The sequence below is a fragment of the Carnobacterium sp. ISL-102 genome (assembly GCF_018612935.1).
Lineage (GTDB): Bacteria > Bacillota > Bacilli > Lactobacillales > Carnobacteriaceae > Carnobacterium_B > Carnobacterium_B alterfunditum.
On record NZ_JAGGRF010000004.1, the window covers coordinates 80,015 to 95,096 of the forward strand.

Annotated in this window: 15 protein-coding genes; 12 read left to right on the plus strand and 3 right to left on the minus strand. The window is 35.6% G+C overall.

Annotation, left to right across the window (positions count from 1 at the left end):
• The first annotated feature begins 50 nt into the window (after window positions 1-50).
• From J7E16_RS04190 to J7E16_RS04215, 6 genes are all read left to right on the plus strand, one after another.
• Window positions 51-971 carry a 1-phosphofructokinase family hexose kinase gene (locus J7E16_RS04190; protein WP_214889034.1) on the plus strand — a complete coding sequence of 307 codons (921 nt, stop codon included), beginning with the start codon at window positions 51-53 and terminating at the stop codon, window positions 969-971.
• A 387-nt stretch (window positions 972-1,358) separates the two neighbouring features.
• Window positions 1,359-2,621 carry a dicarboxylate/amino acid:cation symporter gene (locus J7E16_RS04195; RefSeq protein WP_214889036.1) on the plus strand — a complete coding sequence of 421 codons (1,263 nt, stop codon included), beginning with the start codon at window positions 1,359-1,361 and terminating at the stop codon, window positions 2,619-2,621.
• 37 nt (window positions 2,622-2,658) lie between these two features.
• Window positions 2,659-3,570 (plus strand): ATP-grasp domain-containing protein, encoded by a 912-nt coding sequence (locus J7E16_RS04200; protein WP_214889037.1) that lies wholly within the window; start codon window positions 2,659-2,661, stop codon window positions 3,568-3,570.
• Between the two features lie 149 nt (window positions 3,571-3,719).
• Entirely contained in the window at window positions 3,720-4,343 is a 624-nt protein-coding gene (locus J7E16_RS04205) for a PepSY domain-containing protein (protein WP_214889039.1), read from the plus strand.
• 178 nt (window positions 4,344-4,521) lie between these two features.
• Window positions 4,522-5,175: an ABC transporter ATP-binding protein gene (locus J7E16_RS04210; protein ID WP_214889041.1), complete on the plus strand. Its 654-nt coding sequence runs from the start codon at window positions 4,522-4,524 to the stop codon at window positions 5,173-5,175.
• The gene (locus tag J7E16_RS04215) at window positions 5,172-5,930 is read left to right on the plus strand and encodes an ABC transporter permease (RefSeq protein ID WP_214889045.1); all 759 of its coding nucleotides are present in this window, start codon (window positions 5,172-5,174) and stop codon (window positions 5,928-5,930) included. The genes J7E16_RS04210 and J7E16_RS04215 overlap by 4 nt, the downstream gene beginning before the upstream one ends.
• 221 nt (window positions 5,931-6,151) lie before the next feature.
• On the opposite strand, the gene J7E16_RS04220 is transcribed toward J7E16_RS04215, so the two are convergent.
• Together J7E16_RS04220 and J7E16_RS04225 are read right to left on the minus strand one after the other, a co-directional pair.
• Window positions 6,152-6,997, minus strand: coding sequence for a DegV family protein (locus J7E16_RS04220; protein WP_214889047.1), 846 nt, complete (start codon window positions 6,995-6,997; stop codon window positions 6,152-6,154).
• A 151-nt stretch (window positions 6,998-7,148) separates the two neighbouring features.
• Window positions 7,149-8,783 (minus strand): peptide ABC transporter substrate-binding protein, encoded by a 1,635-nt coding sequence (locus tag J7E16_RS04225; protein ID WP_214889050.1) that lies wholly within the window; start codon window positions 8,781-8,783, stop codon window positions 7,149-7,151.
• Between the two features lie 238 nt (window positions 8,784-9,021).
• Here J7E16_RS04225 and J7E16_RS04230 point away from each other — a divergent pair, with 238 nt between their 5' ends.
• From J7E16_RS04230 to J7E16_RS04250, 5 genes are all read left to right on the plus strand, one after another.
• Complete coding sequence (locus J7E16_RS04230; protein WP_214889053.1) at window positions 9,022-9,504, plus strand: general stress protein; 483 nt, start codon at window positions 9,022-9,024, stop codon at window positions 9,502-9,504.
• A 203-nt stretch (window positions 9,505-9,707) separates the two neighbouring features.
• Window positions 9,708-10,049: a GNAT family N-acetyltransferase gene (locus tag J7E16_RS04235; protein ID WP_214889054.1), complete on the plus strand. Its 342-nt coding sequence runs from the start codon at window positions 9,708-9,710 to the stop codon at window positions 10,047-10,049.
• A gap of 169 nt (window positions 10,050-10,218) precedes the next feature.
• Entirely contained in the window at window positions 10,219-11,142 is a 924-nt protein-coding gene (locus J7E16_RS04240; RefSeq protein ID WP_214889056.1) for an alpha/beta hydrolase, read from the plus strand.
• A gap of 40 nt (window positions 11,143-11,182) precedes the next feature.
• A complete protein-coding gene (locus J7E16_RS04245) occupies window positions 11,183-12,592 on the plus strand; it encodes an alcohol acetyltransferase (protein WP_214889058.1) in 1,410 nt (469 codons plus the stop codon).
• On the plus strand, window positions 12,589-13,254 hold the full coding sequence (locus J7E16_RS04250) for a DUF6320 domain-containing protein (protein WP_214889059.1): 666 nt from the start codon (window positions 12,589-12,591) through the stop codon (window positions 13,252-13,254). The genes J7E16_RS04245 and J7E16_RS04250 overlap by 4 nt, the downstream gene beginning before the upstream one ends.
• 449 nt (window positions 13,255-13,703) lie before the next feature.
• Here the strand turns inward: J7E16_RS04250 and spxA are convergent, their stop codons facing one another.
• Window positions 13,704-14,108 (minus strand): transcriptional regulator SpxA, encoded by a 405-nt coding sequence (gene spxA, locus J7E16_RS04255; RefSeq protein WP_214889060.1) that lies wholly within the window; start codon window positions 14,106-14,108, stop codon window positions 13,704-13,706.
• A gap of 259 nt (window positions 14,109-14,367) precedes the next feature.
• Between spxA and J7E16_RS04260 the strand changes: the two genes are divergently transcribed.
• Complete coding sequence (locus J7E16_RS04260; protein ID WP_214889061.1) at window positions 14,368-15,015, plus strand: NAD(P)-dependent oxidoreductase; 648 nt, start codon at window positions 14,368-14,370, stop codon at window positions 15,013-15,015.
• The last annotated feature ends 67 nt before the right edge of the window (window positions 15,016-15,082 follow it).

Below are 15,082 nucleotides of genomic sequence, written 5' to 3' on the forward strand. Positions count from 1 at the left end.
ATTCTGCAGCAAAATGATAGTATCAACTTCAAAAAAGAGGAGGATATCGAATGATTTATACCATTACGTTAAACCCAACTATTGACCGATTATTGTATCTTGGAGGGAAGTTGACTAAGGAGAAAAATAACCGTTTGGACCGTGTTGCGTACGACCTAGGTGGCAAAGGGCATCATGGCTCTTATGCGATGAGTAAATTAGGTGTGGAAAATCAAGCATTAGGATTTTGTGGAACAACCAATAAAAGAAAACTTGAAAAGATATTAGAGGAGAAGGGCATTAATCATGATCTTGTTGAAGTATATGGTAAGCCAACTAGAGAAAGTTATGTTCTTTTAGAAAAAGACGTTAGCGGCAGTATCTTGATCACCGAAAAAGGATATGCTGTCTCAAATTATGATAAATCGCTATTATTTGATAAAATTGAGGAAAAAGTCGAAGCTGAGGATACAGTGTTGATTGCTGGTTCCATGCCCCCAGGTTTTGAAATCGAGGATTTAGAAAAATTAATAAATTTGTTAAATAAGATAGGCTGTTTTATTGCTTGTGATCTCTCAGGAGAGGCTTTAAAAGCGGCAGTAAAAACTGGTATAAATTTTATTAAACCAAACCGATTTGAAATACTAGAAATTGCTGAGCAAGGCAAATCGCTGTTAGATACGGTAAAAGAACTAACCAAAACGATTGATTACGTTATCGTATCGCAAGGCGGAGCAGGCAGTTTATGCGGGCATAAAAATGAATTTTATCAAATCACTCCTCCAGTCGTAGTTGTTAAAAATGATACTGGAGCAGGGGATTGTTTTGTAGGTTCTTTTTTAGCTTCCTTAACGCAGCAAAAAACTTTTGTTGAAGCATTGACGATGGCTACTGCTTGTTCAGCTAGCAAAGTACAGCACGATGACAGTACGTCATTTAGTGTGAAAGATGCTCAGAATCTGCAAGAAAAGGTAATACTAGAAAAGTTATAGGACCAAAATATAAAATTGACAGTTGACAATGAATTTTCACATTGTTACAATGGGCTTACTTTAAATAGGTGAGCGCTCACCGTTAAAGAAAAAATAAACTTAAAAAAAGGAGGAAGCCATAATGAAAAAGATGAACTGTTTAAGCATGTTGTGTTGTCCATGTTGTATGAACCACTCATGTTATCAGCAATCATCTTTTCATAGGGCTTCTTTCTGATTGAATAAATCAATGTTAGCTCTATGATCAATTATAAGAAAAAAGCCTGTTTTTGTTCAGGGGTGGACTCTTCTAATTTATTTTAAAGATGGATCAACTGTGCATGAGTGTAAACCACTCATGCACTTTTTTTGTGCACAATAATCGATCGACTAGGAGGAAAATAAAAAATGTCAGTAAATAAAAGAAAGATAAAGAAACCAAGTCTTATGTTACAAGTTGTTATTGGTGGATTAGCGGGTATACTTGTAGGCTATTTCAGCAAAACAACGGGTCTCCAACTAGAAATACTCGGTACGATTTTTATGAATTTGATTCAAATGATCATTGTGCCACTTATTTTCCCAGTTATTATTTTAGCGATAGTCAATATCAGTGACACAAAAAGTTTTGGAAAAGTAGCAGGAAAGTCCTTTATTTATTTCTTTTCTGTAACGACAGGTCTGATCATCCTTAGTGTTTTAGCTGGAAAATGGACCGGAATCGGCAGCAATTTTCAAACTGGAGCCGTCTCGACTGAGTCGCTTGATGGTATCGCAAGCGGAATTGACTTTCAAAGCTTTTTTCTGAGTATTGTACCAAGCAATCTATTTCAAGCCTTTGCAGATGGAAATCTATTGCCAATCATCTTTTTTGGGATTTTTCTTGGACTAGCTTTAGTATCGATAGGTGAAAAAGGAAAACCGGTCATTACTTTTTTTGAATCGTGGTCTCAAGCGATGTTCAAAATGGTTGATTATGCGATTTCTTTTGCACCCATTGGGGTATTTGGATTTTTGGCCTATGATATAGCAGCCTATGGGATAGAAAACCTATTTTCTTTAGGACAATTTGTCTTATTTACGTACCTAGCATTCATGATCGTTATTTTGATTATCTTTCCAATCATTGCTTGGTTTTTCCATGTTCCTTACTTTACAATGCTAAAAGAAATCAGTGATTTAGTCGTAGTTGTGTTTACGACAGGAAGTTCAAGTGTGGTCTTGCCTTCTTTAATTGACCGCTTAAAGAAATTTGGTGTTTCACCATCAGTTTCTTCTTTTGTAACACCACTAGGCTATTCATTTAATCTTGATGGAGCAGGTGTTTACATTAGTTTAGCCACGATGTTTATTGTTAATATGTATAATGTGACTTTAGGATTCGGCGAAATTGTTGCACTCGTTTTATTTTTAACGGTTATTACCAAGGGAATCGCAACTGTTCCATCAGGAGCAGTAGTGGTATTGTTAGCAGCAGCAACACAACTTGGTTTACCTGCTGAGGGAGTAGCGCTAATGGTTTCAGTTGATTTCTTTATCAATATGGGTCGTTCTGCAGTCAATGTGATAGGGAACGCTTTAGCCCCAGTCCTGATTGCTCAATCTGAAGATGCGTTTGTATACAAAAAAACAGTAGACTACAAAAAAACAGCGACTGAACTGAATGAATAAAAATAGAGCAAATTAAAAAAGATGAGGAGAAGATAAAATGAAAAAAATTTATGTTATTCATGAAAATAATGATTGGACAAGACATCTGACAGCACAACTGGATGAAATCAATGCACCTTATGCGTTGTGGGATCTATCTGAGGGCATGATCGATATTCAAGCAGAACCGCCTGAAGGGATTTTCTATAATCGTATGAGTGCTTCTTCACATACACGTGGTCACCGTTACGCACCTGAATTAACGGATAATCTTTTGACTTGGCTGGAAAGTCGTGATGCCGTTGTATTTAATGGGACAAAAGCGATTGAATTAGAAGTCAGCAAGCTGAAACAACACTTAGCTTTGCAAAAAAATGGTATCCAAACACCTGAAACATACGGAGCAGTTGGCAAAGAACAGATTCTTAAAGCAGCTGAAAAATTAAATCAATTTCCTTTCATCATCAAGCATAATCGTGCCGGTAAAGGATTAGGTGTCCGTTTATTAAATTCGATCGCAGAGTTGAAAACCTATATTTATGGGCCAGAATTCGAAGATTCAATTGATGGGATCAGCTTGATCCAAGAATACATCAAACCGGCTGATGGAACGATCGTCCGTTCTGAATTTATCGGTGGAAAATTCTTTTATGCCGTGAAAGTTGATTCGAGCGATGGGTTTGAGTTGTGCCCAGCAGACAGCTGCCAAATAGGGGATGTACCAGTGATTAATAAGTTTACAATCATTGATTCCCTGCCAAGTGAACAAGTAGAGTTGTATGAACAGTTTCTAAAAGAACAAGAAATTGATGTAGCAGCCATTGAATTTATATTTGATGCAAATGGAGAAGCCTATGCCTATGATGTAAATACAAATACAAATTATAATGCAGATGCTGAAAAAATTGCTGAAAAGTATGCCATGTTAGAATTGGCGAACTTTTTGAAAGCAGAACTTGAGAAAAGGTAACATGGTTCTCTTTGTGAGAAGCATCTAGTGATCAGTTTAAGGCCGGTTAAAATAACAATTTAAAATTGATTCCTACTGTAATGGAAGCAATAAAACACCATGTTTTTAGTTAGTTTGGTACTATAGAATTAATAAGAGGAGGTGAGACCATGCTAACAACAATAAAAGCAGGATCAGTCAGCGGAATTGCTTTGATACTCTTATCAGCTTGTGGCAATGCAGAAGCGCCTACAGATGATTCCATAAATTCAACATCAGAATCAACCGCTAGTTCAATGGAAAGTTCAACAACGACAGAATCAGATGATGTTAGTTCTACATCAAAAAACTTTGATGGTAAAACTTTCTCCGTAACGTATGAACAAGCTATTGCTGATTTCCAGAAAGCTTATCCAAATGCAGTTATCTCTTCAGTTGATTTTGACAAGGATTTTGGTAAGTATACATTTGAAATCAATGGTTTCGATGATATACAAGAAATTGAATGGGAAGTAAATGCTGAAAATGGAGTAGAAACAAAAAATAACATAGAGAAGAAAGATTCAGACTTTGATGATCAAGAATTAGCAGTAGACAATTTAATGACCATTAATGAATTGATTGCAAAATCGGAGGAAGAAGCTCCGAATGCAGTCCTTCTTTCTTGGAATTTAGAAGCAGATGATGATACGAATATACCATTGTTTACAGGAGAATTTGAAGAAGGAAATAACGAAGTAGATGTTCATTTAAACGCTGAAACTGGGGAATTCTTATCTGTAGAAAATGATTAAAAGATACAAAAAACTGCCTCCTCTCTTGAGATTAGGCAGTTTTTTTGGTATTCTGAATTTTAATTGACATAAACATTCGTTTTATTTATAATTATTATAAATAAATAATTGTTACAAATAGAAAGAGTAGTTATTCTTTAGCGATACATAAATAAGAATGATTCTGGGAGGAAAATAAATGAATGTACCGTTATTAAAGATCGACCAGTTAGGCTATGAAACAGAGGGGAAAGTCATTCTGAAAGGTATTGATTTTTCAGTCGAAAAAGGCGAATTTGTGACAATCACTGGACCTTCTGGAAGTGGGAAAAGCACCTTGTTAAAAATCATTGCTTCTATGGCATCGCAAACTTCGGGAGATATTCTGTATCAAAATAAACGCATTGAAGAGTATGAACCAACTGTTTATCGAAAAGAAGTCTCTTATTCTTTTCAAACAGCCACCCTCTTTGGAGAGACTGTAAAAGATAATTTAGCCTTTCCATATGAAATCAGAAATCAAACTTTTGATGAACAGAAAGCTGTTTCGGCTTTAAATGAAGTCGGTTTAGGGAAAGAGTATCTGACTAAACAAGTAACGACTTTGTCTGGTGGGGAAAAGCAGCGGATAGCATTGATCCGCAATCTATTATTTTTACCTGAAATATTGTTGTTAGATGAAGTTACAAGTGCTTTAGATTCAGCGAACCAAGAAATTATTCGTAAGTTGATCCGTACCATAAATGAAGAGCGTGGTGTCACAGTATTATGGGTGACACATAATCAGACAGAAATCGACTTGTCAAATCGGGTCATTCATTTGGTCGATGGAGAAATGGAGGAAGCTAAATGAATCTAGCAATAAACAATACCTCGTTATTCTTTGCAACAGCGCTAGTTGGGATAGCACTGCTAATCGTTTACAAAGAAAAATTAGGTTTAGGTAAAGATATTCTTATAAGTGTTTTTCGGGCTGTTATCCAGTTATTTGCAGTTGGTTATTTATTAGGTTACGTCTTTGAGTTGAATAATGTTATTGTGACATTAGCACTTGTTTTAGTGATTATTTTTAATGCTTCTTTTAACGCAGGCAAGAGGAGTAAAGGGATATCAAATGCATTTAAAATCTCTTTTATTGCCATCTTTACTGCAACAGGTCTAACGTTGCTCGTTTTAATATTATCGGGTTCTGTTCTGTTTATTCCTTCACAAGTAATACCTATTACAGGAATGATTGCCAGTAATTCAATGATTGCGATCAGCATCGCTTACCGAAACTTGAATGCAAAATTTACCGATCAACGCCAGCAGGTCTTAGAAAAGTTAGCTTTAGGAGCAGATTTAAAACAGGCTTCTGTTTCAATTGTGCGTGATAGTATTCGTGCAGGAATGTCACCGACCATTGATTCAGCAAAAACAATTGGTATTGTTAGTTTGCCAGGTATGATGTCCGGCTTGATGTTTGCTGGTGTGGATCCAACGCATGCCATCAAATATCAAATCATGGTAACGTTCATGCTGTTATCCACAACAAGTATCGCATCCGTCATAGCAAGTTATATGGCGTATAAAGAATTTTATAATGACCGAAAACAATTAAAAAACTAAATAAAAAAATCTGTTTATCAGGATACTGATGAACAGATTTTTTTTGGCTGTATATATATCGTTTGTTTACTAAATGGTGTCGGTATTCTAAAAGAAATTTCAGGTAAGTGATCAAACGAATCTATTAACATCAAAAATTATAGATCCTATATATCTGAATCATAAATAGAGGATTACATTTAGTCCTAAGTTTGCTTCTGTGTAAAATAGACAGTGCTTACTTATTTTTCTAATAAAAATTGGACAGAGACGGCTTCAGGACCAGCATGAGTCATCACACTAGGACTTGCATAAGAAACCATAGGTTCAATATGGGGGAAAGTCGTTTTTAACATTTCTAAAATAGTGGTCGAGTAATCGCTCATTCCAACATGTGTAAATCCGATTGCGCTTACCTTTTTTGGGGTATCATGTAAGGTTTGGCAAATTTCCTTATAGCGTTTTACAATTGATTTCGTTCCACGTCCTTTTGAATCGGAATGAAGTTTTCCATCTGTCATTTGTAAAGTTGCTTTGATATCCATTAGGGAAGTCAGTTTGCCCATCGTTTTACCTATTCTGCCGCCTTTTATCATATTTTCAAGATTTACGATGCTGATATAAAGTATCGTTCTAGCTTTTATATTTTCTAAATGATCGAGCATTTCCGCTGTTGATGAAGCAAGGTTTGCAAATTCGGCTGCTGCAAGGACTTGAAAAGCCATACCGCGAGCACAAAATTGAGAATCGATGACCGTTACTTTACCATCAGCTAATGCTGCTGCTTGATGTGCTGAATGGACAGTCCCGCTCAATGTTTCGGTTACATGAATAGACAAAACTTCACTTCCGTCAGCCGTTAAAGCATTATAGGCAGCTAAAAATTTTCCAACAGGTGGTTGAGAGGATTTCGGCAGCTCAGGTGATTGTTTCATTTTCTGTAGAAATTCTTCATTTGTTATCTCAATATCATCATGATAGACCACGTCGCCGATCATAGAAGATAACGGGATAATCTGAATACCATAACGAGCTACTTCTTCATCGGTTAATTCGACAGTTGAATCGGTTACAATTTTTAATTTCATTGAATGCTCTCCTTAAAATAAGTTGTAAATTGAGTATATAGGAAAAGCTTTAATAAAAATATGAATTATTTTTAAATAATGATTTTAACCTAAAAAAGTTAACTTTCACTTAAGTGAAAGTTAACTTTTTTTAGGTTGTTTACAAATTATTTTACTCTTTTTGAGTATCATCGATGGAAGCATATTTAAAACTTCTGCTGCCAAATACAGGACGATAAATATCTTTTACATAAGGCTTTTCAAGGTAAGCTTCAGCTGTTTGATAAATTGGAACATCGACATAATGTTCGCCTAAAGCTGTTTTTTCAATCTCGATCAATGTATTCCATCTTGCTGAGGCATCATCATATTGTTGGTTGCTTTGATCCACGAGTGCATCGATATCTTCGAAGGAGTAATTGCCGCGGTTAATATCTGTGTCAAAACGTTCGACAAAATTAATCGGATCTGCAAAATCAGCTAACCAGTAAGAAGTAGCAATTTGGTAGTTTCCTGATTTAATATTGTCCAGTCTTGAGTTATCGGGCATTTGACGAATATCGATCGTTAAACCAGGTAAATTATTTTGTAACTCACTTTGAATGAATTCAGCTAATTTTTTACTATCTTCAGAATCAGCTGTCGTCAACTCCAATGAGAAAGTATCCGTGTCTAATTCTTCCAGACCTGCTTGCCAAGCTGCTTGAGCCGTTTCTACATCAGATTGCACAACATCTCCAGCGTCTTCGCGGAAATCAACACCTGTTTCTGGGTTTTTAGCTAATCCGTTTGGAACATGCCCAAAAATAGGTTGAGATCCATCTAACAGAACATTATCCGTGAATCCTTGACGATCGATAGCGTAAGATAAAGCTTTGCGAATATTTTCATTCGCTAATTCGGGTACTTCATGGTTGACTTCAATATAATAAATCCAGGCTTTGTTATTTGTTTTAAAATCAGCATTTTCTGTGTATTGTGCAACAAAATCACCGGATAAAGAAATGGAATCTAGGGTACCAGATTCATACAGGTTAAGTCCGGTACCGACTTCTTTGACAACTTGTGTAGTGATTTCATCTAGATTAACAGTATCTTTGTCCCAGTATTCGTCATTTTTTTGATAGTTCCAAGAATCACCTGAAGCAGAATCCCAGTCAGCTAATGTAAATGGACCATTGTAAATAGCATTTTCTGCATTTAATCCGTAATTTTCACCTTGTTCAGTTACGAAAGCTTCATTTTGGGGGAAATAACTGGGAATCGTTAAGACATCAAGAAAATAAGGAACTGGTTTTTCTAATGTTACTTTTAACGTTTTGTCATCGAGGGCAACAACACCTAATGTATCAACTTCTGCTTTACCATTTAAAATAGCCTCAGCATTCTTTATGATACCCGAAAACAGATAGGCATATCCGGATCCATTTTCAGGATCTACCATTCTTTTCCAAGCGAAAACAAAATCATTTGCAGTAACAGTAGTCCCATTTGACCAATTAGCGTCTTCTTGAAGAGTAAACGTATAAGTTAGTCCATCTTCTGATACTTCAGGCATGGAAGCTGCATTCCCAGGAACTAAGTTGCCATCTAGATCGTAGGTGACCAAGCCTTCAAAAACATTATTCATCGGTGTGAAATTAGTGGTGGATATCGTAGTATCCATCGTATCCATTTCTGATTCAGCGGCTAAATGTAAAACTTGCTGCTCTTCACCAGTATTTTCTTGTTCTGCATCTCCGCATGCGCTTAATACTGCAAGTGAGGTGAAAGATAGTAATCCAAGTTTATAAAATTGCACTTTCATATATGTACGCTCCTTTAAAATCAAATAATGATTTCTCTCTATACCAATTTTATTTTGTTTCTTTATTATAGCACTTCTATTTTCTTTAAAATAGCAATCGTAACTAGATAAATGAACGATCGTATAAGGCAAACTAGCATGAAATAGCCAACATAAATAAAGAGAGCGTTATCTTTGGAAGCAGTTCTTTTATTTGGTATGATAAAGAAAAAATAGAAGATGAAAGGTGTGAGAATCAATGAAAAAAATCTTAGGAGCTTATCCTACACTTGAAAAAACAACAGCAAAAGTTGAACGATTGCAAAAGGAAGGTTATAGATCTGATAATATTACGGTAGTGGCAAAAGAAGAAAAAATCAAGGCTATTAAAGATCATATTATTGCAGAATTTGAAGCTGTTACAACTGAAGAAGAGCCAGATTCAATATGGGAAAAAGTAAAACAGGTTTTCTCGAATGATGAAGATAATCCACTTAAAAAATATGGTTTTAATAAAAAGCAAACAGAAGACTATACGAAAGCTATCAAAAACGGGGAATATGTAGTGATCATTGATGATGAAACAGAGCCCTCAAGTTATGATCAAGAAGAGCGCACTGTCCCTATAACGCCGACTATAAATAATAGTGTTCCTGGATTTGGCGCAGGTCCTATCATTCCTGGTATTGTAAAGAAATCTGGAGCAGCAAAAGACGATTCTAGTGAAGATGAAAATCCCTGATTCAAATCAATCTTTTAGATAGAAGATAAGCTGGGAAATAGTTAAGTATAACTAAAAATGCAAAGATAAAAAGTTATAAGAGTGGTTACGTGCATTTTGTTTCTTCTCAATACCTAACAGAGTTACACGAATTGTGTGACTCTGTTAATGCATCATAAAAATTTTGAAAAGTGCTTTGCTTTAAAGGAGAGAAGGGGTAGCTAGTGTTAGTTAAGTATAGAAGTAGCCATAACAAAGTGGCTCAAGGTTTACTATCGCTTATGCCAAAAGAGCAGGAATTAAAACACCTCCAACTAACGATGCAGCGCTATCAACAAGATCCTAACTGGGAAATGTATTTGTGGAAAGAAGATGAAAAATACATCGGAATAATAGGAATCAGCATCCAAAAAGATGAATTTTTGATCCAACATTTAGCTGTTATCCCTTCATTTCGCGGAGAAGGAGTAGGAAAGGCCATGATAAGTGAAATTCAAAAAATATATAGCGAATACAGAATGACTGCTATTGTTGAAATAGAAGCCTTTATAGATGCTGTCTATTAGACAAATAAAAAGAAAAAAGTCATTATTTGCAGCTGGAAATAATGGCTTTTTAGGTCCTGCAATTTTTGGTGGTGAAAATCAATCCTATTCCAATAGTGTATTGTCTTGACAATTTTAAACGAATAACTCATGCTGAATAAAAAGAATAGGTTAGTGTGAAAGGAAAAAAATGAATCCATTATTTAGAATCGTATTAAAATTAGTATCTTCACCAAAAATAAACATGCAAGAAGATTATCTCTGGGTACGAAAAGTGCAGCAATTCTTTTCGTCAAAACCAAAAAGAGGGTATCGAATATTAGATAAGAAAATTTATTCGGAGGATCGATCACATGATATTCCAGTACGCATTTTTTATCCAAAGGAACCTTTAAATGAAGATGTTTTAGTTTTCTTTCATGGAGGGGGATGGGTAATTGGGGATATCGATACTTATACAACAGCTTGTACAAATATGGCTGACTTAACAGGGAGAGTAGTGTATTCAGTCGATTATCGGCTAGCTCCAGAGTACCCGTATCCATCTGGTTTAGAAGATTGCTACCGAATCGCAGAAACCTTAATGACTCATCTGGAACTAAGCGGATCCATGGAGGCTTCACAAATCACGTTGATTGGAGATTCAGCCGGCGGGAATTTAGCAGCTGCCGTTTCTTTATTGTTGAGGGACAGAGGAAAAGCAGTCCCAGCTAAGCAAATTTTACTTTACCCAGTCACTTATTGGAACCATACAGAGAGTTCTCCGTTTGAATCCATTCGTACAAATGGGTATGAATATGGCCTGACAGCCAAAAAAGTTCAAGAATATATGGAGATGTATGAACCTGATCTAACTAACCGTAAGAATCCTTACATCTCGCCGCTGATGGCAAAAGATTTAAAAAATCAGCCTAAAACATTGATCATTACAGCGGAATTTGATCCATTACGCGATGAAGGCGAAATGTATGGAATAGCTTTAAGAGAAGCCGGAAATGATGTAGTCATTCAGCGAATCGGAGGAGCAGTACATGGTTTCATTACCTACCCTAAATTCGCGGTACCAGTGACAGCTGCTTATCAGGCTATTAATGATTTTTTAAACGAAAAGTAAACTAAAAAGGCGAATTTTAGTAGAGTGAAGGGGAAATAATATGAAACGGAAAAATTGGGTTCGTCTTGATAATGCGTCTAATATTTTTCTCGCGTCCATGACTGATTTTGATACAAAGGTCTTTCGACTGAGTGCAACTATGGAAGAAGCCATTGATCCAATATTACTGCAACTAGCATTAGACAAGAACTTTGAAGCCTATCCTCTCTATCATAGTGTCTTACGACGAGGTGTATTCTGGTACTATTTAGAAGAAAGTGATTTGAAACCGCAAGTCTTATTGGATGAACAACCTCCTTGTTCTCAATTGTATCATTTTGATCGCAAAGAATTGCTGTTCCGAGTAGTATACTATCAAAATCGAATTCATTTGGAAGTGTTTCATGCTTTGTCAGATGGAACGGGAGCGATGTGGTTTTTTGAAGATTTGTTGAGTGAATACGTTCTTCTTCAAAATGATTTTATTTCTGCTGAAACAAACAAGGAAAGTTCCCAATCAGAGCGCGCTATGGAAGGTGCACATACAGATAGTTTTATCCATCACTTCCGTCATAAAGGACAACGCACCTATGCAGAAGCCGCGCAGTCTTCTATCCGTAAATTAACGGGTGCAAGTAAGACAGCTGGTAAATTTGCACTAGAATATGGAAAAAAAGCTATGCGGTATGAAATGACCAATCAAGAAAATAAAAAGAAGCGAAAGAAAGTTTATCAAATAAAAGGTAAGCGAACAATTGATAATCGGACGCATGTCGTTGAATTAAATATGTCGGTTCAACCGGTGTTGAAATTAGCACATGAACAAAACGCTTCGCTTACAATTTATTTAACGGCATTATTCATCGAAGCCATCCGGAAAACGAACCCTGTTGTAGAAGACGGAATGACAATAGCGGTATCGGTTCCAGTCAACTTGAGGCAATTTTATGATTCAACTTCTGCTCGAAACTTTTTTAGTACTACGCATTTGGAATATACGTATAAGCCGTCAGAGGAAACAAATTTAGCGGTCATTTGTAAGACACTTAAAGAACAATTGCAGCAACAACTTAGTCCAAATAGTTTAGAAACACGATTAAACAAATTGATTGCTTATGAATTTAATCCTATTACGCGTGTAATTTTTAGACCTATCAAGGATGGTATTTTAAAAGTGATCAATTACTTTAACAATCGCGGATTAACTTTTGCAATGTCTAATTTAGGAAGTGTTCAATTACCTCAATCAATTGATGAGAAGGTGCATCAATTTTATTTTCAAACGTCTGCCGTAAGACCGCAGTTTTGTGTCATCAGTCACCAAGACTATTTATCTATTTGTTTAAATTCGCCATTCGTCGAAACCACATTGTATAAACAATTTGTTAGAGATTTAACCGCTCTAGGGGTACCTATAACTATTTCAGCTAATAGAATAGATGGTTTAGAATTGAGAGGTGAAGAAGAGTGAGATATTGCCAAGAATGTAAGGTGTCTGTTAATGGCAATTGGTTAAATTGTCCTCTTTGTCATCAACCATTGGAAAAGGTTTCTGAAATACCAACACCTAATCCTTATCCAGATATCCCGTTACGTTTTAATAAGCAACAAGTTTTGCGTATTTTGACGAGTATTTCTATTGCGACTATTAGTGTATCTCTTATTATTGAACTATTCTTTTTGAATTCAACCAAAGGTCTTAATATTATTTCTTTTGGTATTGTAAGTATGTGGTTAGTTGTTTTGATCATTATTCGTAAACGTCGAAACATTGCTAAAAGTATCGTCTATTTGATTATTTTCTTATCTTTATTAAGTATCTATTGGGATTATGTAGAGGGATGGTCAGCTTGGTCAACCACTCATGCGGTACCGATGATCTGCATTTTTGCACTTATTGCTATGTATATCGCGGTTCGTTTGGTGAAAGTAGAAGTCGAAGATTATATTCTATATTTGCTGTGTGCAGCGCTGATTGGTTTGATCCCAGCTGTTTTTCTTTTCTTTGATTGGGTAACCAATCCTTTACCAGCATGGCTGTCAATAGGATTGAGTACCGTTATGCTGATAGTTAATTTTATTTTTTATCGAGCAGAAGTGCTGAGAGAGCTAAAAAAGAGAATGATGGTCTAACTGGTTTAAATTTAGCTAGGTTCGTTCATTTTCGGTTCTTCGTCATATGGTGTAGATACTTCAAAATAAAATTTCTTCTGGAATAACGGGTTTGCTTGTGTAGCGCCATGGAAGCACCTGAAGCTTAAAAGAAAGTTGTCATGGTTGTTGCTGCTTTAGCAGCTTACAAACATGATACACTTGGGCGTTATTTGCCCACAGTGCTTCATTTTAGGCTACAAGCAACCCTATTCCTTCATGAATTTTGGGTAAGCAATGCCATTAGATTAAGTCTATCAACACTAAAAATTATAGACCCTCATTTTTTAGTGTTGATAGCAAAAAAAAACAGTCCTCCCCAAAAATTCCTTTGAATTTTTTTGGGAGAGCTGTTTTTTAGTTTTTATTTACTCATTTATATGCAGAATAATTTATAAGGGTAAAAAAATACGTTAAGTATTAATTTAAGTTTAAGAGATATCAGAAAGCTGTTTTTGCATCTCTAATAAATCGATACGACGAACTTCTCTTGGTAAAAAACGACGGATATCATCATCGTTGAATCCAATTTGCAATTTTTTATCGTCAATTAAAATAGGTCTACGAATCAAACTTGGATTTTGTTGGATCAATGCCAACACTTCAGACAATGAGAATTCATCTAGTGAAATATTTAAATTTTGGAAAGCTTGTGAACGGTATGAGATAATATCTTCAGTCCCATTTTCTGTCAAACGTAAAATGGCTTTCAATTCTGAAATAGTCAAACTTTCGTTGAAAATATTTTTTTCAATAAAAGATAGGTTATTTTCCTCTAGCCATGATTTTGCTTTACGACATGAAGCAGAGCTAGGTGTTGTATATAAAGTGATCATTTCATCCACTCTCCTGTTTGTAATTAGACTAATTAATAATTTTAAAATAAAATTAAAAACCAGTTCTTACAAGTATATTACTATGAATATGTACGAAATGCAATACTATTTGTCACTAAAAGTTCACATATTTGTGACATTCAGATTAATTCAATGTAAAAAAGTTGACAAGAAGGTAAAAGGCGAGAGATTTTGTTTACATTACCCCATGTGTTAATCTGATAAAAAGAAAGTAATAAAGTTAAAGGAGGTAAGCAAGATGAAAGTAGCCGTTATTGCAGCAACAGGAAGAGCAGGAAGTTTGATTGCAGAAGAAGCAAAAAATAGAGGACATAAAGTGACTGCAATTGTGAGAAACGCAGAAAGATTAGCAGATAAAGAATTAAAAGTAGTAGAAAAAAATCTTTTTTCGTTGACTTCAGAAGATTTGAAAAAATATGATGTCGTTGTTAATGCTTTTGGTACAGGTATGGAGCAAGAACAAGCTGTTAAACATGTACAATTTGGCAAAATTTTAATTGAAGCATTAAAAGGAGCACCTGATACAAGATTGATCGTTGTAGGTGGAGCAGGGAGTTTGTATGTCAACGCAGAAAAAACACTTCGAGTAATGGATACGCCAGACTTGCCAACCTTTTTTAAACCGACAGCAATCAATCAAGCTAAAAATCTAGAGGATCTAAAAGAAGCAGCTGGTATAAAATGGACTTTTGTCAGTCCAGCCTTAGATTTTGATGCTACCGGCAAGCGAACGGGTACTTACCAAGTCGGGACCAATCAAGTAATTGTCAATTCAACTAATCAAAGCTACATCAGTTATGCTGACTTTGCCATTGCGATTGTTGATGAGATCGCAATGGCAGCACACATTAATGAGCGCTATACAGTAGTTGCGGAAGCTGAATAGTCTTTAAAGTAAACGTTTTTTGTAAGTGGAACATATTCTTTGAATAAGCATACTTGGTATGGCATAA

What these genes read in the sequence shown, in the direction of transcription:
- J7E16_RS04215 (WP_214889045.1), top strand. Translation starts at nt 5,172, where the DNA reads ATGAATCTAGCAATAAACAATACCTCGTTATTCTTTGCAACAGCGCTA.
- J7E16_RS04245 (WP_214889058.1), top strand. Translation starts at nt 11,183, where the DNA reads ATGAAACGGAAAAATTGGGTTCGTCTTGATAATGCGTCTAATATTTTT.
- J7E16_RS04260 (WP_214889061.1), top strand. Translation starts at nt 14,368, where the DNA reads ATGAAAGTAGCCGTTATTGCAGCAACAGGAAGAGCAGGAAGTTTGATT.
- J7E16_RS04230 (WP_214889053.1), top strand. Translation starts at nt 9,022, where the DNA reads ATGAAAAAAATCTTAGGAGCTTATCCTACACTTGAAAAAACAACAGCA.
- spxA (WP_214889060.1), bottom strand. Translation starts at nt 14,108, where the DNA reads ATGATCACTTTATATACAACACCTAGCTCTGCTTCATGTCGTAAAGCA.
- J7E16_RS04220 (WP_214889047.1), bottom strand. Translation starts at nt 6,997, where the DNA reads ATGAAATTAAAAATTGTAACCGATTCAACTGTCGAATTAACCGATGAA.
- J7E16_RS04240 (WP_214889056.1), top strand. Translation starts at nt 10,219, where the DNA reads ATGAATCCATTATTTAGAATCGTATTAAAATTAGTATCTTCACCAAAA.
- J7E16_RS04190 (WP_214889034.1), top strand. Translation starts at nt 51, where the DNA reads ATGATTTATACCATTACGTTAAACCCAACTATTGACCGATTATTGTAT.
- J7E16_RS04205 (WP_214889039.1), top strand. Translation starts at nt 3,720, where the DNA reads ATGCTAACAACAATAAAAGCAGGATCAGTCAGCGGAATTGCTTTGATA.
- J7E16_RS04195 (WP_214889036.1), top strand. Translation starts at nt 1,359, where the DNA reads ATGTCAGTAAATAAAAGAAAGATAAAGAAACCAAGTCTTATGTTACAA.
- J7E16_RS04200 (WP_214889037.1), top strand. Translation starts at nt 2,659, where the DNA reads ATGAAAAAAATTTATGTTATTCATGAAAATAATGATTGGACAAGACAT.
- J7E16_RS04210 (WP_214889041.1), top strand. Translation starts at nt 4,522, where the DNA reads ATGAATGTACCGTTATTAAAGATCGACCAGTTAGGCTATGAAACAGAG.
- J7E16_RS04225 (WP_214889050.1), bottom strand. Translation starts at nt 8,783, where the DNA reads ATGAAAGTGCAATTTTATAAACTTGGATTACTATCTTTCACCTCACTT.